At 62.2% G+C, this 16,093-nt stretch carries 28 protein-coding genes; 16 read left to right on the top strand and 12 right to left on the bottom strand.

Translation table 11 applies throughout. The features are described from left to right. Positions 1 to 43: 43 nt before the first annotated feature. The 11 genes from ACZXDY_RS15955 to ACZXDY_RS15905 form a co-directional block, all read right to left on the bottom strand. On the bottom strand, positions 44 to 694 hold the full coding sequence (locus tag ACZXDY_RS15955; protein ID WP_464346140.1) for a hypothetical protein: 651 nt from the start codon (positions 692 to 694) through the stop codon (positions 44 to 46). Position 695: 1 nt separating this feature from the next. Then, entirely contained in the window at positions 696 to 1,832 is a 1,137-nt protein-coding gene (locus tag ACZXDY_RS15950; RefSeq protein WP_464346139.1) for an AAA family ATPase, read from the bottom strand. Next, entirely contained in the window at positions 1,816 to 2,145 is a 330-nt protein-coding gene (locus ACZXDY_RS15945; protein WP_464346138.1) for a TSCPD domain-containing protein, read from the bottom strand. The genes ACZXDY_RS15950 and ACZXDY_RS15945 overlap by 17 nt, the downstream gene beginning before the upstream one ends. Further along, positions 2,142 to 3,254, bottom strand: coding sequence for a DUF7146 domain-containing protein (locus ACZXDY_RS15940; RefSeq protein WP_464346137.1), 1,113 nt, complete (start codon positions 3,252 to 3,254; stop codon positions 2,142 to 2,144). Before ACZXDY_RS15940 ends, ACZXDY_RS15945 begins: the two co-directional genes overlap by 4 nt. Positions 3,255 to 3,482: 228 nt before the next feature. Continuing rightward, complete coding sequence (locus ACZXDY_RS15935) at positions 3,483 to 3,923, bottom strand: hypothetical protein (protein ID WP_464346136.1); 441 nt, start codon at positions 3,921 to 3,923, stop codon at positions 3,483 to 3,485. A 2-nt stretch (positions 3,924 to 3,925) separates the two neighbouring features. Continuing rightward, on the bottom strand, positions 3,926 to 4,600 hold the full coding sequence (locus ACZXDY_RS15930) for a DNA methyltransferase family protein (RefSeq protein WP_464346135.1): 675 nt from the start codon (positions 4,598 to 4,600) through the stop codon (positions 3,926 to 3,928). Continuing rightward, entirely contained in the window at positions 4,600 to 4,929 is a 330-nt protein-coding gene (locus ACZXDY_RS15925; RefSeq protein WP_464346134.1) for a hypothetical protein, read from the bottom strand. Before ACZXDY_RS15925 ends, ACZXDY_RS15930 begins: the two co-directional genes overlap by 1 nt. Beyond that, positions 4,926 to 5,468 carry a hypothetical protein gene (locus ACZXDY_RS15920; RefSeq protein WP_464346133.1) on the bottom strand — a complete coding sequence of 181 codons (543 nt, stop codon included), beginning with the start codon at positions 5,466 to 5,468 and terminating at the stop codon, positions 4,926 to 4,928. Before ACZXDY_RS15920 ends, ACZXDY_RS15925 begins: the two co-directional genes overlap by 4 nt. Beyond that, positions 5,468 to 5,857, bottom strand: a complete 390-nt coding sequence (locus ACZXDY_RS15915) for a hypothetical protein (RefSeq protein ID WP_464346132.1) — start codon at positions 5,855 to 5,857, stop codon at positions 5,468 to 5,470. Before ACZXDY_RS15915 ends, ACZXDY_RS15920 begins: the two co-directional genes overlap by 1 nt. 43 nt (positions 5,858 to 5,900) lie before the next feature. Further along, a complete protein-coding gene (locus ACZXDY_RS15910; RefSeq protein ID WP_464346131.1) occupies positions 5,901 to 6,344 on the bottom strand; it encodes a hypothetical protein in 444 nt (147 codons plus the stop codon). Between the two features lie 80 nt (positions 6,345 to 6,424). Next, positions 6,425 to 6,748, bottom strand: a complete 324-nt coding sequence (locus ACZXDY_RS15905; protein WP_464346130.1) for a hypothetical protein — start codon at positions 6,746 to 6,748, stop codon at positions 6,425 to 6,427. A 129-nt stretch (positions 6,749 to 6,877) separates the two neighbouring features. On the opposite strand from ACZXDY_RS15905, the gene ACZXDY_RS15900 reads away from it, so the two are divergent. After that, positions 6,878 to 7,537 carry a LexA family transcriptional regulator gene (locus tag ACZXDY_RS15900; RefSeq protein ID WP_464346129.1) on the top strand — a complete coding sequence of 220 codons (660 nt, stop codon included), beginning with the start codon at positions 6,878 to 6,880 and terminating at the stop codon, positions 7,535 to 7,537. A gap of 28 nt (positions 7,538 to 7,565) precedes the next feature. Here the strand turns inward: ACZXDY_RS15900 and ACZXDY_RS15895 are convergent, their stop codons facing one another. After that, positions 7,566 to 8,198 carry a hypothetical protein gene (locus ACZXDY_RS15895; RefSeq protein WP_464346128.1) on the bottom strand — a complete coding sequence of 211 codons (633 nt, stop codon included), beginning with the start codon at positions 8,196 to 8,198 and terminating at the stop codon, positions 7,566 to 7,568. A 223-nt stretch (positions 8,199 to 8,421) separates the two neighbouring features. Here ACZXDY_RS15895 and ACZXDY_RS15890 point away from each other — a divergent pair, with 223 nt between their 5' ends. Genes ACZXDY_RS15890 through ACZXDY_RS15820 form a run of 15 tightly spaced genes read left to right on the top strand, consistent with a single transcriptional unit; the run spans position 8,422 to position 16,093 of the window. Further along, positions 8,422 to 9,525, top strand: coding sequence for a PD-(D/E)XK nuclease-like domain-containing protein (locus ACZXDY_RS15890; protein WP_464346127.1), 1,104 nt, complete (start codon positions 8,422 to 8,424; stop codon positions 9,523 to 9,525). Continuing rightward, on the top strand, positions 9,522 to 9,857 hold the full coding sequence (locus ACZXDY_RS15885; RefSeq protein ID WP_464346126.1) for a hypothetical protein: 336 nt from the start codon (positions 9,522 to 9,524) through the stop codon (positions 9,855 to 9,857). The genes ACZXDY_RS15890 and ACZXDY_RS15885 overlap by 4 nt, the downstream gene beginning before the upstream one ends. Next, positions 9,854 to 10,066 carry a hypothetical protein gene (locus ACZXDY_RS15880; protein ID WP_464346125.1) on the top strand — a complete coding sequence of 71 codons (213 nt, stop codon included), beginning with the start codon at positions 9,854 to 9,856 and terminating at the stop codon, positions 10,064 to 10,066. The genes ACZXDY_RS15885 and ACZXDY_RS15880 overlap by 4 nt, the downstream gene beginning before the upstream one ends. Then, on the top strand, positions 10,066 to 10,815 hold the full coding sequence (locus ACZXDY_RS15875; RefSeq protein ID WP_464346124.1) for a hypothetical protein: 750 nt from the start codon (positions 10,066 to 10,068) through the stop codon (positions 10,813 to 10,815). The genes ACZXDY_RS15880 and ACZXDY_RS15875 overlap by 1 nt, the downstream gene beginning before the upstream one ends. Beyond that, positions 10,815 to 11,735: a recombinase family protein gene (locus ACZXDY_RS15870; protein WP_464346123.1), complete on the top strand. Its 921-nt coding sequence runs from the start codon at positions 10,815 to 10,817 to the stop codon at positions 11,733 to 11,735. The genes ACZXDY_RS15875 and ACZXDY_RS15870 overlap by 1 nt, the downstream gene beginning before the upstream one ends. A 1-nt stretch (position 11,736) precedes the next feature. Further along, positions 11,737 to 11,961, top strand: a complete 225-nt coding sequence (locus ACZXDY_RS15865; protein WP_464346122.1) for a hypothetical protein — start codon at positions 11,737 to 11,739, stop codon at positions 11,959 to 11,961. Further along, the gene (locus ACZXDY_RS15860; protein ID WP_464346121.1) at positions 11,948 to 12,184 is read left to right on the top strand and encodes a hypothetical protein; all 237 of its coding nucleotides are present in this window, start codon (positions 11,948 to 11,950) and stop codon (positions 12,182 to 12,184) included. Before ACZXDY_RS15865 ends, ACZXDY_RS15860 begins: the two co-directional genes overlap by 14 nt. Before the next feature lie 2 nt (positions 12,185 to 12,186). Continuing rightward, positions 12,187 to 13,287 carry an ATP-dependent DNA helicase gene (locus ACZXDY_RS15855; protein ID WP_464346120.1) on the top strand — a complete coding sequence of 367 codons (1,101 nt, stop codon included), beginning with the start codon at positions 12,187 to 12,189 and terminating at the stop codon, positions 13,285 to 13,287. Beyond that, positions 13,287 to 13,931, top strand: a complete 645-nt coding sequence (locus ACZXDY_RS15850; protein ID WP_464346119.1) for a DUF968 domain-containing protein — start codon at positions 13,287 to 13,289, stop codon at positions 13,929 to 13,931. Before ACZXDY_RS15855 ends, ACZXDY_RS15850 begins: the two co-directional genes overlap by 1 nt. After that, a complete protein-coding gene (locus tag ACZXDY_RS15845; RefSeq protein ID WP_464346118.1) occupies positions 13,931 to 14,119 on the top strand; it encodes a hypothetical protein in 189 nt (62 codons plus the stop codon). The genes ACZXDY_RS15850 and ACZXDY_RS15845 overlap by 1 nt, the downstream gene beginning before the upstream one ends. Then, a complete protein-coding gene (locus tag ACZXDY_RS15840) occupies positions 14,119 to 14,538 on the top strand; it encodes a hypothetical protein (protein WP_464346117.1) in 420 nt (139 codons plus the stop codon). Before ACZXDY_RS15845 ends, ACZXDY_RS15840 begins: the two co-directional genes overlap by 1 nt. Continuing rightward, a complete protein-coding gene (locus ACZXDY_RS15835) occupies positions 14,531 to 15,139 on the top strand; it encodes a J domain-containing protein (RefSeq protein WP_464346116.1) in 609 nt (202 codons plus the stop codon). The genes ACZXDY_RS15840 and ACZXDY_RS15835 overlap by 8 nt, the downstream gene beginning before the upstream one ends. Continuing rightward, a complete protein-coding gene (locus ACZXDY_RS15830) occupies positions 15,136 to 15,639 on the top strand; it encodes a metallophosphoesterase family protein (RefSeq protein ID WP_464346115.1) in 504 nt (167 codons plus the stop codon). Before ACZXDY_RS15835 ends, ACZXDY_RS15830 begins: the two co-directional genes overlap by 4 nt. After that, positions 15,636 to 15,902: a hypothetical protein gene (locus ACZXDY_RS15825; RefSeq protein ID WP_464346114.1), complete on the top strand. Its 267-nt coding sequence runs from the start codon at positions 15,636 to 15,638 to the stop codon at positions 15,900 to 15,902. Before ACZXDY_RS15830 ends, ACZXDY_RS15825 begins: the two co-directional genes overlap by 4 nt. Further along, complete coding sequence (locus ACZXDY_RS15820) at positions 15,899 to 16,093, top strand: hypothetical protein (protein ID WP_464346113.1); 195 nt, start codon at positions 15,899 to 15,901, stop codon at positions 16,091 to 16,093. The genes ACZXDY_RS15825 and ACZXDY_RS15820 overlap by 4 nt, the downstream gene beginning before the upstream one ends.

Below are 16,093 nucleotides of genomic sequence, written 5' to 3'. Positions count from 1 at the left end.
GGTGGAAAGAACGCCAGAGCAATGAAATACAAAGTCCCCGGCCTCAGTGCCGGGGATTTTTCTTGCGACGCTTGATGCGCTGCGAACGCCGCCTCGGATACGGGATCGCGGCGAGCCGAATGCCGCCCGCGGTCACCACCTCGTCTGGGACCGTATCGCCGTAGACAGCGTCAGGAGCCCGCCAACTCGGCGAGGACGCAATGGGCGATGTTGCATCGGGATGGCGTGGAGTAAGCCCAATCTGTGCCAAACGGTCAAGGTCCGCCGGCACTAATAAAACGTCGTTGTTAGTGAGATAGCCGACAAGCGCCCGAATTCCCTGCTCCAAACGACGGTATCCCGTTCGATTCGAGATGCCGCCGCGCTTCCAATATTTTTGCGCCGCGCGGCCATCCACGCGGGCAAAACAGAACAACCAAAGCGCCGATGACAGCTTCGGGTCAAGGGTCAAGGACCAATCCAGGCATTCGTCGTGCCGCGAGATCGCCCAGCCTGTCGGCGGGGTGCGCAGCTTGAAGCCGGTCCACGCCGTCTTGTCGCGGGTGCCCTCCTGCGAGTTCGCGTCGAAATCGCTGTCGTGCAAGATTTCAAGCTTCGCCGAGCGCGGCGGCTTCGGTCCATGCACCCGCGGCAGCCGGCGGTCGGTATCAGCCGCCTCCAGAAACCGCATCAGGACGTGCTCGGCGGTCCACACCTCAGCGAGCCTGCCAGACCCAGGGGTCGGAGACGCCGATCCACTGCTTCTCTTTGAGGTGTCGGGCTGCATTAATGAACGCCTTGTTTTTTGCATGTTCGTCCTCCGTCATCGTCAGGCCCAACCGGAAGCAGGCCTCGCGCCACTGCCGCCAACCCACCGCCTTGCAACCGCGTGGCACGCTGGTGGTTGGAGCGTCCTTGCCGTAGTCGAGAACGCACTGCGTCAGAATATCGTAGGCGATCTTCGCCGGGCCGCGGATCGTCGGCTTGTCGCGGTGCGTGTAGCTGTCGCTCTCGCCCTCGATGGCAACGCACGAGGTTGCATCCTCGCCCCACTGGTTTTTTCCGATCACCAGCCGCTTGAGACGGAAATGGATCTTGGCCGAGTCCTCCTCGTCCTTCTGCTTGGAGACCTTGGCGGTGATCAGCCGGCTGCCGTCCTTTGACAGTTCGATCATGGTGTCGGCCGCCGCAGGCACGCCGGTATGGCCGCGCGGCCCCCGCGTCTGATCCTTCCCGGAATGGTGGCAGAACATCGCCGTCACGGAGCCGACCGAGCGCCTGATCCGGTCAACGTTGTCGACCAGCGCCCCCATGTGCTCGTGGCTGTTCTCGTTGCCGCGCGGCATGCAGCGCGCCAGCGTGTCAAAGGTGATCTTGCGCAATGGCGTGCCCATCATCTCCATCCGCGCATTGACGCGCTTGACGGTCTCGGTGAAGTGCTTGACCTCGTCCTCGTCCAGGAGGTTGACGCGCTCGGTCATCAGCACGAACGGGATGTTGCCGGGATCGCCATAGTGGTCGCACCAGGCCTTCAAGCGCTTGCGCAGTCCCGCCCGGCCCTCGGCCGCCACATAAATCACCCCGCCCTTTGAGACCCGATGGCCGCGCCAGTCCTCGCCGATCGCAATCCTGATGTCCATGTCGAGCGAAACGAACGTCTTGGCGACGCCGTGCGGTCCGTGCAGGATCACCAGCGCATCCTCCGGCATGATCCGGTCGATCAGCCATTTCTGCGGCGGCAGATCCTTGACAGCCTGATTGAACCACATCGCCCCGAACGGCGGCGGGCTCACCATCGCCGAGGTTTCCTTGGCAAAGGCCGCAAACGCGGTAACGTTAGGCAGTGCGTTCATCGTCCTGCCGCTTTTTCGGGATCAAGCCGTCGATGATCGCGCCGACGATGGTCTGCGGCTCGCCGCGGCCGTCACGTGTGACCGCATGTGAAATCGTCTCAAGCGGAACGCCGTGCTGGATCGCAAGGCTCGCCAGGATCGCACCATCGCGGGCAATCGCCTCGACCTGAGCGCCGGACTTGGCGCCATTGATGAACACATCGCCGATCGTCTCAAGGTCGTCGTAAAAACCCACGGTGACGGTGTAGTCCATATTTTGGAAACGGAACGAAAAGGTCTCCGAGGCGCGACGGTTCGGCAGCGGCTTTCTCATGGCTTCACCAGCATGTCGTTGAAGTCGACGCCGGCATCGGCCATCGACACGAACACCTCGACCCCCTGATGCTTGAAGCGGTTTCCGCCGGCAACGAGGCACTGGCGCGTCGCCCATTCGTCGCTGTCGCCATCGCCCAGCAAGGCAACGCTGCGAACTGTCTCGGGCAGCACGATGCTGGGCTGGGTGAGGTCAGGAATCCCGTTCGGGATGGTCTTGGACGGATTGCGCGGATGGCGGATGCGCCCGGTGCAGCGGCCCGAAATGTTCGACATCGACACCCCGGCCGCCAGCGAGGTCGCCTCCGCGTCCCAGCCGATCGCCTCGCCGCCGCCGAGCAGATACCACGAGAAGGTGGTCTCGATCCCCTCGCCCATTCCCAGACGGATCGAGGCGCGTGTCAGCCAGATCAGGCCACCACGCATGTCCCCGGTGATTTTCTTGGCCTTGTTACGCTTGGCATCGCCGGGAGGGGCCAGCTTGACTCCGGCAGGATCGAGATAGGTGCGATGGATCCCGATGACGGCGCCTCGCTCGTCGCGGATTTTTCCGAGCATCGCCGGATATTCGCCGAGCAGCTTGACCTCCTCGGCCTGCGCATCGGCAAACCCGTAATAGCCAAGCCTGGGCGCGAATTTCAGGTCAAGGCCGAAGCCGCCACCGAGCACGATGCCACGGTTCGCCAGGTACTGCTCGACCAGGGTCTCGCGCCAGTCCTGCGCGTCCGCCACCAGCTGGTGGACCCTGGCCGCCCTGCGCTTGGCCTCCTCTGCGTCCTCCTTCTCGATCTCGACCTGACGCTCCTCGATCTTCTTGCGCTCTTCTGGCGTGGCCGGACGGACGCCGCCAAGTTCCTCGACGGCCTCGACGAACGAAAGCCCGCGCATGTGCTGCAGGATATCGAAATGGTCGCCCCACTCGCCGCAGGCGAAGCACTCATAGCGGCCCTTCCGATTGTCGACCTTGCAGCTGGGCGTCTTCTCGATATGGAACGGGCACAGGCACATCTTGCCCTTCACCTTGATCCCGAGCTTCTCGAACACGTCGCTCAGGCGCTCGCGCGCCTTTGCATTCTCGATGTCGATCCGGTCGAACTGGTCGCGTGTCATGAGAGTCCCGCCGCACGTTCAATGGCCTGCCGCTTGATCCACCGCCACAGCCGGCAGCCGGCTTCGCCATCACTGTACCGATGGTAGCGACGCCATATCCTGGCCCGGCGCCCGTAGACGCGACGTGCTTTCTTGTCGACCAGCGGCCAATGCTTGCCGCACAACCATTCATCGAACGGTCGATCGGTGGTGCGCTTGCAATACGGCACGCAGCAGGTAAGCCGCACATCAAACTCCCTTGCCCAACATCAAGGTCAGCCGCTCGATCAGCAGCATGGTGATCGCAAGCCATCGCTTGCAGTTGTGGAAGCGGGCGCGCTCGCGAATCTCGTCAAAATCGATCTTGGACAGCGCCGACACGAAGCCGCTCCGATCGTCCTCCGTCACCCATCGCGGGAAAGCGCGAACGATCTCGCAGATCGCCTTGATGTTGTCGCCGCGAAGCTCGCCCGCTTTGCCGGTCGCGACAAGGCTCTGTAATCCGACGGTCACCAGCCTCGTGCCGTACAGCGCATGAACCCGCTTGATCGTTGTGATTGAAAACGTCTCGTTGGGCGCCAGCCGTTCCTTCGGGTACGGCAACAGATGGATGCCGATCTCGGCGAGCATCCGGCGGACTTCGGCGTCATTGTCGCCTGCGGCGGCTTTGATCTTGCGGTAGTGCCGCATCTTCAGGCTCCGGCATACTTGATGACGGGACGCATGCCCGGTGACTTCCAATCCCAGACGAACCAGGCATGGTTCTCGGCGGGCGACATATCCTTCTCGCCCAGACCGTCGCAGCGCGGGCAATCCTTCACGGCATCAATACCCTCGATGCCGATCGGACCGATGATCTTGCCGGTGCCGTTGCACTTCTTGCAGATCGCAGGCCCTTCGAACCACTTGATGCGATAAAGCAGCGTAATCTTGAGTGAATAGGCAGGATGATCGCCAAACAGATGCGAGCGCGTCACCGCGCTGTCGAAATCGACCGGCAGCAGCATCGCTACCTTGCCGCGCCATGGCTTCGTCAGTTGAAGCGCCCGCTCGATGAACTTCACGGCGAGCGCACCGCGCTGACCGTAAGGCGGATTGGTGATGATGTCGCAGGTGATCCCCCATGGGAACGGATCGGCGAGAAAATCGCAGGTCTTGGCCTGCGGCACGCCGACGGGGTGAATGTCCGCGCCCAACGCCTCGTGGCCGCGCTCGCAGAACACCCTGAGCATCGCGCCGTCGCCGCAGCAGGGATCGCACAGCCGCGGACCGAACTGAACCATGTTCATCACGGTGTAGGTAGGCTTTGGCGGGGTCCGGTAGAATTCACGATCTTGACGGAGGTGGTTGGCGCCGCGCTGGACCATCAGGCGATCTCCGCCAGTGCCGCGCGCAACAGCGGGGTGTTCTCGTAGATCATACGGGTGTTGAACTTGCCGCTTGAAAGCCCGATCGCCCGCTCGTCGATCGCCTTCTGCAGCAGTTCGGCCACCGAAGCCGCCTTGGCGACATGCTTGCGATGGAAGGCGTAGTGCTCACGCTGCAATTCATCGTCGATAAACTCGGCGTTGCGCTTGCGATCGCGCAGCGCAAGGTCATTCTTCGCCGCGCTGATGATGCTGGAGGGTTTCAGAACCGATAGCTTCGTGCCCATCTCGTGCAACATCTGACGCTCGGCCGCAGTGCCAATGCTCATGCCGCAAATCCAGAAAGCTTGGTGGTGTCGCTCGAATAGGTCGGATCGAGCCGCATGCGCAGGTAATCGAGAATGCAGAGCGCATCCGCCTGATCGTCGGTGGTCTTGCCCCACCCCCGCGCCGCAACCTCATCGATCGCGCGCTGCTTGAGCCACGCCCGGCGAACTGCGGTCTTCTTGGACTTCGTCAGGCCCTGCCCGATGTGCTTGGGCGCCTGAGTCAACCCCAATATCTTCGAACGCCAGCGCGCGGGCTCGATCTCGATCACCCGCGCCTGCCGCTTGAAGATAGTCGCGAAGATCATCGCCCTGACCCCGAGCAGGATCTGACGCGACTGGATCGACATGCCCGCCGGTAGCAGCGGCGCCTCGACGCCGATGATGTCGCCCGGCTGGACGAAATCACCGATCAGCGTCTCGGCCCGCGAATAGATCGCAGGCTCGCTGTCAGCGTTGAGGTTGAATACGCCCGACCGCGGGCCGGTGGCTTCCCACACGGCCCATCCAGTGAAGCGAGAGGGGTCGAGCGCCTTGAACATCAGTGTGCGGTCCCGCGGTTCTCTGGTAGCGGCTTGATGCCCTCCTGCAGCATCTGCGCCTGGGTCTCAGCGTGCGCCCGTGCCCATTCCTGGCCGAGCGGGTTGTCGAGCGTCCACGGATTCTGCTCGGCGGAATCGCCGCGCCGGGCGGCGACCTGACCACGCGCCGCGGCCTGTTCCAGCTTGTCATCCTCGGAGGGTTCTTTGACCGGAAACAGCTGAAGGTTCTGAAACACCGGCACCCGCAGATACTTCGCGTACAGGATGATCGAATTGCCGAAGGAGATCAGCTCGGCCTCGGTGTAGCCCGACAGATGCTTGCGCACGAAATCGAAGGCTTTCAGGTCGATCCCGCCCTCTTCCTTGGTGCGCTTCCGCGCGGTGCGCACCAGGGCGACGGCCTGGTCCTTCTGCCGCTCGGCGCTTTCGACCTCACGGAGAAGTTCGAAGAACCTGCCTTCGCTCAGGTCCGGTGTAGCGGCTGGTTGCTGATCGGATGATGGTTGACCGTTTTTCTTTCGCGCCATGATTTACCTCGTCGATGTTGAGCGTCGTCCTCGCCTCCTGAACCAGAGCGCGAGCCGATGCAGTGTGATCCTCAGCCAGAGCAAGCAATTCCTCCGTGTATTTGATTTCCGCCTCGAGCTTCTTCAGCTGGCTGATGCACGCCGCCCGATAGAACTCGACCATCACCAGCCACGGCTTACGGAGAATTTCCTTCCTGGGCCGGTAGCGCAGATTCCAAAGGAAGCTGTAGGACGGCCCGCCGCGCTCCTCGATGCGACGCATCGTTTTCTGCGTCTGGTTGGGACCGGTGCTTTCCATCCTCAGCAGCTTGTCGGCGATCGCCTGGGCCTCTCCGACATCGATATGCAACAGGGGTTTGCGGACACTCATGTACTTTCCCGTCTATAAGTTATTTGCCGCCAAACGCGGCAAAGGCCGCACGTCCAGGATTAGACGGCGGCCTCGGTACGACCGAGTTGGTCGCTGAGCTTCTGAAGGTGTTGGGTTTCAATGTTACACAACGCGGCAAACAGCCGGTCGACGCTCTCCATCGACATCGATCGCTCGCGGTTCACGAGCGCCTTGTGGATGGATTTGTCGTTCATCGCCTTGGCGCAAATGGTGCCCGGCGACTGGCCGACGAGACTGGCCACGCGCTCGATCTCGGCAATCACCTGCAGCCGTAACTGGTCGCCCGGCTTCTCGACGCGAGGAGACGTGGGTGGGTCGAGCTTCGGCCGGCCAAGTGTTTTGGGACTTCGTTTCTTCGCCATGGGGCGGATGGATGCACATTTCCATCCCCCTCGTCAGCGAGAAAGGCGGATATTTCCGCCTCGTTTGACGGGGAACCATGGGGTAAAATACCCCCAACGAACCCGCAACCGGCTGAGGCTCAATCTGAAATGACCACCAACGATTTGCTGAAAGAGCGTCTTAAGGAGGCGATCGAGAAAAAGCAGACCAACCCCACCGAATTGGCGGTCCAGGTCGGCCGCGACCGTACCTACTTCCGCGATTTTCTCAAAGGCAAGAAGCGCAGCGTCAGCAACGATGCGCTGGCACAGGCCGCCGAAATTCTTGAGGTTAGCCTGGAATGGCTGAACGGTCGCTCGGGCACCTCATTCGCCGTGCCGCGGGTGGCTAAGCAGGCCGCCGATCTGCAGGTCCGGAATTTTACCAAGATGATTCCGCTCTACGGACAGGCAGTCCCAGACCCCGACGGCAGCTTTTCCTTCACCGAGGTTGGTAACCTCCCCTGCCCGCCGAAGCTTGTCTCGGTGGTTGATCCCTATGCCGTGATGGTCTCTGGAGACGTCATGGAGCCGAGGCTTCACCCGGCCAACATTGTCTACGTCGATCCGTCCCGCTCGCCACGTCGTGGGGATGACGTTGTGCTCAAGATCCAAAAAGATAGGCAGGACATCGTCACCGGTTACATCCGAGAATACGTTTCCCTCACCGAATCGGGCGCCGTGGTCCAACAGTTGAACCCGCCGAAGAAAACCACCTTCAAGCGATCCGAGATCATCAGCATTCATCCGGTTTATTTGATTGAAAAATGATCGTTTGAGCGCGCCCATGGCGCGCGGCTCAGTCTCCGAACGGCCACTTGTTGAAATCCACATGGTCGCAGGCCTGATGCCTGCGTTTCGGAATTGAAGGTTCCTTCATCCAATCTGGCGTTTCATCTCCTTTCCCTTCTCCTTCAATAAGGCCGGGCGGCGAAGCCGCCGGCCCCTTAGAATCCCTTATGACCGGCTGTGGTGACCGGGTATACCCGGCTGCCATAGCCGGGTTAGACCGGTCACCGTGACCGGCTACTGACCGGCTGTCGCAGCCGGGTAACTCGTCATCTTCGAGGAAGGATACCCGGCTGCCGCAGCCGGTGTCCGCTGGCAACGATGGATAGATGTTCCGCTGCCGCCTCTGGCGCTTTCGAACGATGAACCCGGCCCGCTCCATGTCCGTAAGCCCGCGCTCCACCGCCCTCACATCGAGGTGGCAATAGTCAGCCAGGTATTCGTTTCCGGCATTGGCGTAGCCGTAGCGAGCAATCAGGTCTTTCAGGGCGATGACGAGCTTGAGCACCCGCGCGTGAGCGCCGAAGGCGCCCATCACCAGATGCGCCCATTCCCGGCTGACGTTGTGGCTGTCAGGGCCGGTGCAGTCCAGAATCGCAGCACCACCACATCTTGTGCTCTTTCCGTTGGGTCTATACAACATCGATCACTCCTTACGGCGTGGGCGCAGCTGGCTGGCAAAACCGAACCGCTCACCCGGATCATAATCCCCTCGAAGCCTTGAATCGCTTCGGGGGGTTTTCTTTTTCGACGTCTCGTCTCGTGGGTGGATTTCGTCAAGGGGATTTCCCTCCCCCTTTCCACTTTTACGCTTGACACCGGCGGAAATTTCCTCCTATCTTCCGCGCGTCGGGAGGAAATCAGCCATGTCCGAGGACGCCGTCTCCACCATCGAAACCGCCCCGCTCGCCCCTGAGCAGGAAGCCCCGGAGGTCATCCGCGAGCACCCGGACGGGGTGTACTTCGGCATGGGCGCCGACGAGTACCACGACGATACCGCGCTCGGCTCGACCGACATCCGCAACCTGCTGATCCATCCAGCGCAGTATTGGTGGAATTCGTGGATGAACCCGGTCCGCGAGCGCCGCGAGACCGACTGGAGCACCTGGGGCTCCGCCTTCCACGCGCTGATCTGCGAGGGCCGCAAGGCATTCGAGGAGCGTTACTACCGCGGTCCGGCGAAAAGCGACTTTCCCAACCTGATGGTGACGATGGAGCACATGAAGCGCTGGCTTCAGCTGCGCGGCTTTGCGACCACCGGCAATAAGGACGCATTGATCAAGCGCGTGCTGGCGGCTGATCCCGATGCGCCGGTGTGGGACGAGATCGTGGCCAAGGCCGAGATTTTGGCAGAGGGACGCATCGTCCTGAAGCCGGAGGTCTACGACAGCGTCTCGCTGTCCTCGATGATGATCACCAAGAACCCGTCCTGCGCCAACGCCTTCACCAACGGCTATCCCGAGGTCTCGGTGTTCTGGACGCGCAACGGCATCCGCCTCAAGGCGCGCTTCGACTATCTGCGCTTCAAGGCGGTGGTGGATCTCAAGTCATTCCGCAACTGGCGCGACAAGCCGATGGACATCGCGATCTTCCAGACCATCGCGGCACATCGATACGACATTCAGGCCGCGCACTATGTCGAAGCGCGCCGGCAGATTCCGGCACTGGTCGAGGCCGGCTCCGTGTTCGGCAAGGTGTCGTCGTCGTGGCTCAAGCGGCTCGTTGCGACCAAGGACTTCCGCTACGTGTGGATTTTCTATCACGCCGAGAACGCACCGATCGCCAAGCGCGTCGATTACTTTCCCGAGGCCGACTACCACGAGGCCGCCGAGCGCGAAATCCGCCTCGCGCTAGAGCGCTATCGCCGCCACCTCGATGTGTTCGGCACCGACATCTGGGTCGACGTCTCAGAGGCCCACAATCTCACCTCAGAAGATTTGCCCTCATGGATGGGGATCGGCACCGCATGAACGACCAGCAATATCTCGAAAACACCCACCGCGCTGCACGGGTCGCCAATCTGGCGATGGAAACCCTGATGACGCGCCTTGCGGTGGCGCAGCGCCTCGAAAGCCATGATGTGCATTCCGTGGTTTGCGGTGCCAGCGTCCGGCTGGTCGCCGTCTCGTTGTCGGCCGCAGGCTGCTGCAAGCCGCACGCATTGCAGAACATCGCACAGACCGCGACGACTCTCACCGAGATGCTGGCGATGTTGATGCACAGGGATCACCAGATGTCCCATTTCGAGCTGCGCGAAGCGATGATGGCCGGCATCGATCAGGCGCGCGAGTACCGGCCATGACGAAGCTGACCGATATCGACGTGATGGTTCACCATGTGACGCGCAACGGCGATGGCTCGCTGAAAGCGCTCCTGGTCTCAACGGACGGCGACCGCGACAGCGCGGTGTGGATTCCGGCTGCCGTGGTCGAGTTCAACAGCGGCGACGAGTTCGGTGAAGCCAACATCACGCTGCCCGAGCGCATGGCGATCGACAAGGAATTGATCTGATGCTCGCTCGAGTCATCGACTTCGAGACCGCGACCGGCGACGAGAAGAACGACGCCGTACTGGAATTTGCGTACACGGACGTTGATTTCCGCCGTGACGGCCATGTCGAGCATCCGGTGGCGGGCTTCGTCGATCCCGGTATGCCGATCTCGCCGATCGCCCGCGGCGTGCATCACATCACCGATGATGAAATCCGCTTGCGCGGTTATGTCGAGTTCGACTGGCAGCGCCGCCTCGTCAACGACAACATCAATTCGCCCGATGTGTTCGTGGCGCACTTCTGCGACTTCGAGCGCCGGTTCTTCGATCCGGACGGCGCGCGCTGGATTTGCACCCGCAAGGTCGCATGCCGGCTCTGGCCGGATTTGCCCAACCACAAGAACCAGACGCTGCGCTACATGCTCGACCTCGACGGCGTCCTGGGCGCTTCGTTCACGGAATGGGCGATGCCGCCGCATCGTGCCGGTCCCGACACGTGGGTGACAGCGCACATCTTCCTAAAGCAGGTGCAGATCGCGCTCGACCGCGGCCACCCGATCGAGCGTGTCATCGACTTCTTCGTCAAATGGAGCGCGGAGCCGGTGCTGCTACACGGCCCGATCCGGTTCGGCAAGCACAAGGGCAAAGAGTGGACGGCGGTCCCGCTCGATTATCTCGAATGGATCATCTTCAAGGCCGACGAGATGGACGAGGACACCAAGTTCACCGCCCAACACCACTATCACGAGCGCACGAAAGGAACTGTCTGATGTCTCGAAACCAAACCACCGCGCTCGCCGAGCGCACCGTCGGGAGCGAGCACCGGGAGTTGGCCATCGCCAACCCGATGAACGTCGCGCTGATGCCGCGCACCTTCGAGGAAGCCATTCAGTTGGCCAAGGTGATGGCGGAAGCCGGTAACGCGGTCTCGCCCGCCTTCCGGCGCAACGTTGGCGGCTGTTTCTCGGTGATCCAGAAGGCCGCGCATTGGGGTTTTCTGCCGTTCGATCTGATCACTGATGCCTACATCGTCAACAACGGCATCGTTGCCTATGGCGGTAAGACCATCAACGCGGTGATCAACATGACGCCGCATGTGCTCTCCGACATCGAGGTCACCTACGACGGTGAAGGTCCCGATCTGGTCTGCACCGTCGTTGCGATGGTCAAGAGCAAGGACCCGGAGAACAAGCAGGGTGTGCGGCGCGTCTACACCTCGCCGAAGTTCAAGGACATCAAGGTCAAGAACTCGCCACTATGGACATCCGATCCGCGCATTCAGTTTCACTATTTTTCGGTGCGCGCCTGGGGGCGATTGTGGATTCCGGAAGTCCTGATCGGCGCTTACACGCCGGAGGAGATCGTCTACGGCGGCGTCACCGACGCCGACCGGATCGCCGCGATCGAGCACAGCCAGGGCGACGTGCTCGATGATGACCCGATCTCGGATGACGACGAGCCCTCGCCGGCCGCGCCCCTTGGTGCCCGCCTCTCCTACAAGTTGGAGAGTTGCAACAATGAGGATGAGTGCAAGGCGGTCCAACTGACCTTCCAACCGGAAATCGATCTGCTCAAGGACGAGGACCGTCAGGACATCCGCGACCTCTATGCCGTCCACCTCAAGCGGGTGCGCGGTCAGATCCCAGTCGAGGAGGCGATGACGTTCTCCCGTTCGTTCCGCGAGGTCTGACATGGAGGTCAGAGCCGTTACTGTCAGTGGGTCGGTTCAGGGTGATGACACGGAAGAGTTTTACCTGATCGTTCCCGCCGAGACCGACGCCAAGCGGTTCGCCGTCGATATGGATTATGTCAATCGGCAGACCATCGCCTCTGTCGTCGACCGCGACTGGGCTGCCAGGATCGTGACGGCGCTCAACCAGCCCAGGACCAATGGAGCCGTCCATGGGTCTCGCTAAAGAGGAGCGCGAGCGCGCCGCGCGCGGCGAAGGCTGCCTCGGCAAGGCCGCTGACGACGAGCCTGTCTTTGTTCTCCGCGCCCAGGACGCCTTGGCGGCCGATCTGGTCGAGAAGTGGGCAATCTGGGCGCGCGCAGCGGGCTGTCCCAACGACAAGGTGCAGGAAGCGCTCGATCTGGCCGACACCATGCGCCGCTGGCCCGCCCGAAAGAACCCGGACTGACAATGACAAGCTGGTCGCCGCAACAGGAGGCGGCGCTGAAAGCCGTCTCCCGCTGGATCAAGAACAAGAAGGCCAATCAGGTGTTCCGACTGTTCGGTTATGCCGGAACCGGAAAGACCACGCTGGCGCGCGAGTTTCGCGAGCAGGTCAAGGGCCGGGTCAAGTTCGGCGCCTTCACCGGCAAGGCGGCGCTGGTGCTGCGCTCCAAGGGCTGCGTTGGCGCCTCCACCATTCACAGCATGATCTACAAGCTGCAGGATGAAATCGGCGGCCAGCCGCGCTTCGTGCTGGATCAGGACAGCCCGGTCAAGGACGCCAAACTCGTCATCATCGACGAATGCTCGATGGTCGACGAGGAGCTTGGCCGCGATCTGCTCAGCTTTGGCGTCAAGGTGCTGGTGCTCGGCGATCCGGCGCAGTTGCCACCGGTTAAGGGCGCCGGCTTCTTCACCAATGCCAGTCCCGACATCATGCTGACCGAGGTTCACCGGCAGGCGCGGGAGAACCCGATCATCCACCTTTCCATGAAAGTGCGCAGCGGCGATCGGCTCGACTATGGCGGCTTCGGTGACAGTCGCGTCGTCTCGCGCAAGGACATCAGCCCCGATGACGTGATTGCGCACGATCAGGTTCTGGTCGGCCTAAACAAGACGAGGCGGATGTACAACGACCGCATCCGCCAGATCAAAGGCAAGGACAGCGGCATGCCGCTTCCGGGCGACCGGCTGGTCTGCCTGCGCAACAACAGGGAGAAGGGCCTGCTCAACGGCGGCATCTGGAGCGTTGGCGATGTCCTGAAGATGCGCCGCAACGCCATCGAAATGCGGCTGCTGCCCGAGGATGCCGGCGTCACCAAGGCCGACGTCTTGGCGCAGGTTCACCCCTATTTCTTCGAGGGTCGCGAGGGCGAGCTTGCGCGCGAAGTCCGCCGGGAATCGGACGAGTTCGATTACGGCTATGCCCTGACCGTTCACAAGTCTCAAGGCTCGCAATGGGGCAGCGTGATGCTGTTCGACCAGAGCCAGGTGTTTCGCGAAGATGCCCGTCGGCATTTGTACACCGGTCTGACTCGCGCGGCCGAGCGCATCACCGTGGTGATGTGATGTGGATCGTGGTCGCCTCACCGATTGTCGGCGTCGCGCTGTTCATGTTCGCGATCGGCTGCGGCGCACTGGTGCGCTGCTTCCGCGTGCCGAAAGAGACCGCGCAGTTTTTCCCGGTGTTCGCCTTGACGTGGATTTTTGCATCCATCCTCGGCGCCATCGCTCTCAAATTCGCGCAGGCTAAAATTAACATGGCTCGTGTCGCTCCACCGGTGCCTCCGGGATCACTGCTGAAATCCTCCCGACAGCCCAGGAGACGCCCTCGCCTCCTGGGCGAGGACAACCAGCGTCGCCCGCGCATGCGGTCGGAGCGGCACTTGGCGTTCGTCCGTCGGTTGCCCTGCGCATCCTGCTTAAAGGAGCCGGCGGGCGAGGCCGCCCATGTCCGCTCCGGCAGCGTCGAATACGGCAAGCCGCCAACCGGCATGGGCGAAAAGCCGAGCGACCAGTGGACCGTACCGCTCTGCCACGACTGCCATCAGAACCCGAAGACCGGGCAGCATTCGATGAACGAGATGGAGTTCTGGCGGGGTCTTGGCGTCAACGTGTTCGGTCTTGCGCTCACGCTGTGGTCGCTCAGTGGCAAGCACAAGGCCGCGCGCCGCGCCGTGATCAACTTTCGCAATTGGAAAAGGGTTTCCTGATGCCCGAGTATCCCGTCTACGGACAGGTCACCGGCACCAAGTATCTCGGCAAGCTCGCGGCCGAGACGCCGGAAAAAGCAGTCGAAGCCGCCATGGACAAGATGGGCGGCCCCGTCACGCTCTGTCATCACTGCGCCTCGCAGGTCGAGGACCCGCAGGTTGTCGATGCCACCGCGGAGCCGGCGTAATGAACTCGGCGGTTCTCGCGATCATCGAATCGGTTGCGACTGAGTTTGCGGTGCCGGCGCAGCGCATCACCGAAAAATGCCGCATCCCGCGCGTGGTGCGAGCGCGCATCGAAGCCGCGCGCCGCATCAAAGCCAGCGGCAAATATTCGACACACCAGATCGCCGCCATGCTCAACCACGACCATACGACCATACTGTTCTATCTCGGCAAGTTGTCCTGCAAGAGCCCGACCGCCCGGCTGACATGGCGCCGGCCCAGGATCAGGCACCTGGGCCATCGCGGCTGCAAGCATTGCTATTTCCCGGTCAAGCCAAGGCAAAAACCCGTGAAGAGGGTCAAGCGCCGTCTCTATCTCATCCCCTACGCCGGCGCCGATTTTTCCCAGTACAGGTTCAAGGAGCGCCCGCGCCATGGATAAAGGCCAGGTTCAAGCCTACCCCCTGCAATGGCCGGAGGGTTTCCCGCGCTGGAAATACGCGCGGACCTCGGGCGGATTCCGTACCGACTTCAACGGCGCGGTGGCCAATGTCCGCCGGAGCCTTGAGGCGTTCGGCAAGGACAGTGGCAAGGCCGTCACCTCGCCGGTGCTGTCGAGCAATATCGACCTCAACCCGCTGACCGCGAGCACCGGCAGCCGGCCGCCAGATCCCGGTGTCGCGGTGTGGTTCGGCTGGGACGGCATGCAGGTTTGCATTCCGGTCGACCGCTACGACACCCCGGCCGCGAACCTGCAAGCGATCCACCACATCCTGGAAGCGAGGCGTACCGAGCTGCGGCACGGCACGCTGGAACTGGTGCGCGCCACCTTCCAGGGTTTCAAGGCCCTGCCCTCGCCCGCCGGCAAGCACTGGCGCGACATTCTCGGTATCGGCCGCAAGACCGATGTCACCAAGCAATTGATCGAGGACAGCTATCGCGCCCTGGCCCGCAAGCGCCACCCCGACGCTGGCGGCTCTGAGGAACAGATGGCGGAATTGAACCGGGCGCGCGCCACCGCACTCAGAGAGGTGCAAGCATGACAACGTGGATCACCGCCGATACCCATTTCGACCACCAGAACATCATTGCGCTCTGCAACCGGCCGTTCGAGTCGATCACCGCGATGAACATCCAGCTGGTCCAGCGCTGGACCCGGCTGATCAAGCCCGATGACGATGTCATCCACCTCGGCGACTTCGCCTTTGGTGACGGCGCGTCCATCTTCCATCAATTGCCGGGCAACAAGCACCTCGTCATCGGCAACCACGACAACAAGGGCGCCAAGGGCCTGACGTGGCAGAGCGTCACCAAGTACAAGGAATTCAAGTCCGGCGAGAACAACCAGCGCGTGGTGCTGTTCCATTATCCGATTGAGGACTGGAACGGCATGACGCGCGGTGCCGTAATGCTGCACGGCCACGGCCACGGCCGCTCGCGCAAGGTCACCGGCCGGCTCGATGTTGGCGTGGACTGCCATAACTTCGAGCCGATCAGGCTCTCCGACGCGATCTCGATGGCGCAGCGCATGGTGAGCGAATGATCCCGATACGCATCAAGGGCTCGACCCATTATCTCGGCGCCCCGAAAGGCAGGGACCCTGACAAGGATGGCCCCTGCGCCCATCTCGCCGTTCGCATCTTCGTGCGTGGCGAAGAGATGGTTTGCTGTGAAAGCGCCTGGGAGCCGACGCCAGACGAGCTTAAGGCCCTCAATGAAGGCAGCCCCGTCATCCTGCGCGTCGTCGGCGGTCAACCGCCGGTGATGCTCTACGTCGAGCCGTACAAAGAGGAGCCGTCCCCATGAAACTGAAAGCCCAAGCTGGACAGTTTTCCAGCATCGTCGGCGGCGCGGTGCTGCTGCTCGAGCCCGACGGCAAGGCCTTTGGCCAGCTGGCCATGCTCGGCCTGTCCACCGACCTGACCACCAGCAGGCGCAAGAGCGGCGTCGAGCAAGCTGCCAAGCTCCTCGACGGCAAGATCGAAATCAAAGATTGA

It is taken from the genome of Bradyrhizobium sp. LeoB3, assembly GCF_055456055.1.
Note: the sequence above shows the minus strand (reverse complement) of the source record. Positions and strands in the feature narration are given on the sequence as shown.

What these genes read in the sequence shown, in the direction of transcription:
- ACZXDY_RS15920 (WP_464346133.1), bottom strand. Translation starts at nt 5,468, where the DNA reads ATGTTCAAGGCGCTCGACCCCTCTCGCTTCACTGGATGGGCCGTGTGG.
- ACZXDY_RS15825 (WP_464346114.1), top strand. Translation starts at nt 15,636, where the DNA reads ATGATCCCGATACGCATCAAGGGCTCGACCCATTATCTCGGCGCCCCG.
- ACZXDY_RS15895 (WP_464346128.1), bottom strand. Translation starts at nt 8,198, where the DNA reads ATGTTGTATAGACCCAACGGAAAGAGCACAAGATGTGGTGGTGCTGCG.
- ACZXDY_RS15925 (WP_464346134.1), bottom strand. Translation starts at nt 4,929, where the DNA reads ATGAGCATTGGCACTGCGGCCGAGCGTCAGATGTTGCACGAGATGGGC.
- ACZXDY_RS15845 (WP_464346118.1), top strand. Translation starts at nt 13,931, where the DNA reads ATGCCCGAGTATCCCGTCTACGGACAGGTCACCGGCACCAAGTATCTC.
- ACZXDY_RS15835 (WP_464346116.1), top strand. Translation starts at nt 14,531, where the DNA reads ATGGATAAAGGCCAGGTTCAAGCCTACCCCCTGCAATGGCCGGAGGGT.
- ACZXDY_RS15840 (WP_464346117.1), top strand. Translation starts at nt 14,119, where the DNA reads ATGAACTCGGCGGTTCTCGCGATCATCGAATCGGTTGCGACTGAGTTT.
- ACZXDY_RS15885 (WP_464346126.1), top strand. Translation starts at nt 9,522, where the DNA reads ATGAACGACCAGCAATATCTCGAAAACACCCACCGCGCTGCACGGGTC.
- ACZXDY_RS15935 (WP_464346136.1), bottom strand. Translation starts at nt 3,923, where the DNA reads ATGCGGCACTACCGCAAGATCAAAGCCGCCGCAGGCGACAATGACGCC.
- ACZXDY_RS15905 (WP_464346130.1), bottom strand. Translation starts at nt 6,748, where the DNA reads ATGGCGAAGAAACGAAGTCCCAAAACACTTGGCCGGCCGAAGCTCGAC.
- ACZXDY_RS15855 (WP_464346120.1), top strand. Translation starts at nt 12,187, where the DNA reads ATGACAAGCTGGTCGCCGCAACAGGAGGCGGCGCTGAAAGCCGTCTCC.
- ACZXDY_RS15950 (WP_464346139.1), bottom strand. Translation starts at nt 1,832, where the DNA reads ATGAACGCACTGCCTAACGTTACCGCGTTTGCGGCCTTTGCCAAGGAA.
- ACZXDY_RS15865 (WP_464346122.1), top strand. Translation starts at nt 11,737, where the DNA reads ATGGAGGTCAGAGCCGTTACTGTCAGTGGGTCGGTTCAGGGTGATGAC.
- ACZXDY_RS15945 (WP_464346138.1), bottom strand. Translation starts at nt 2,145, where the DNA reads ATGAGAAAGCCGCTGCCGAACCGTCGCGCCTCGGAGACCTTTTCGTTC.
- ACZXDY_RS15860 (WP_464346121.1), top strand. Translation starts at nt 11,948, where the DNA reads ATGGGTCTCGCTAAAGAGGAGCGCGAGCGCGCCGCGCGCGGCGAAGGC.
- ACZXDY_RS15940 (WP_464346137.1), bottom strand. Translation starts at nt 3,254, where the DNA reads ATGACACGCGACCAGTTCGACCGGATCGACATCGAGAATGCAAAGGCG.
- ACZXDY_RS15850 (WP_464346119.1), top strand. Translation starts at nt 13,287, where the DNA reads ATGTGGATCGTGGTCGCCTCACCGATTGTCGGCGTCGCGCTGTTCATG.
- ACZXDY_RS15870 (WP_464346123.1), top strand. Translation starts at nt 10,815, where the DNA reads ATGTCTCGAAACCAAACCACCGCGCTCGCCGAGCGCACCGTCGGGAGC.
- ACZXDY_RS15890 (WP_464346127.1), top strand. Translation starts at nt 8,422, where the DNA reads ATGTCCGAGGACGCCGTCTCCACCATCGAAACCGCCCCGCTCGCCCCT.
- ACZXDY_RS15875 (WP_464346124.1), top strand. Translation starts at nt 10,066, where the DNA reads ATGCTCGCTCGAGTCATCGACTTCGAGACCGCGACCGGCGACGAGAAG.
- ACZXDY_RS15830 (WP_464346115.1), top strand. Translation starts at nt 15,136, where the DNA reads ATGACAACGTGGATCACCGCCGATACCCATTTCGACCACCAGAACATC.
- ACZXDY_RS15930 (WP_464346135.1), bottom strand. Translation starts at nt 4,600, where the DNA reads ATGGTCCAGCGCGGCGCCAACCACCTCCGTCAAGATCGTGAATTCTAC.
- ACZXDY_RS15880 (WP_464346125.1), top strand. Translation starts at nt 9,854, where the DNA reads ATGACGAAGCTGACCGATATCGACGTGATGGTTCACCATGTGACGCGC.
- ACZXDY_RS15820 (WP_464346113.1), top strand. Translation starts at nt 15,899, where the DNA reads ATGAAACTGAAAGCCCAAGCTGGACAGTTTTCCAGCATCGTCGGCGGC.
- ACZXDY_RS15900 (WP_464346129.1), top strand. Translation starts at nt 6,878, where the DNA reads ATGACCACCAACGATTTGCTGAAAGAGCGTCTTAAGGAGGCGATCGAG.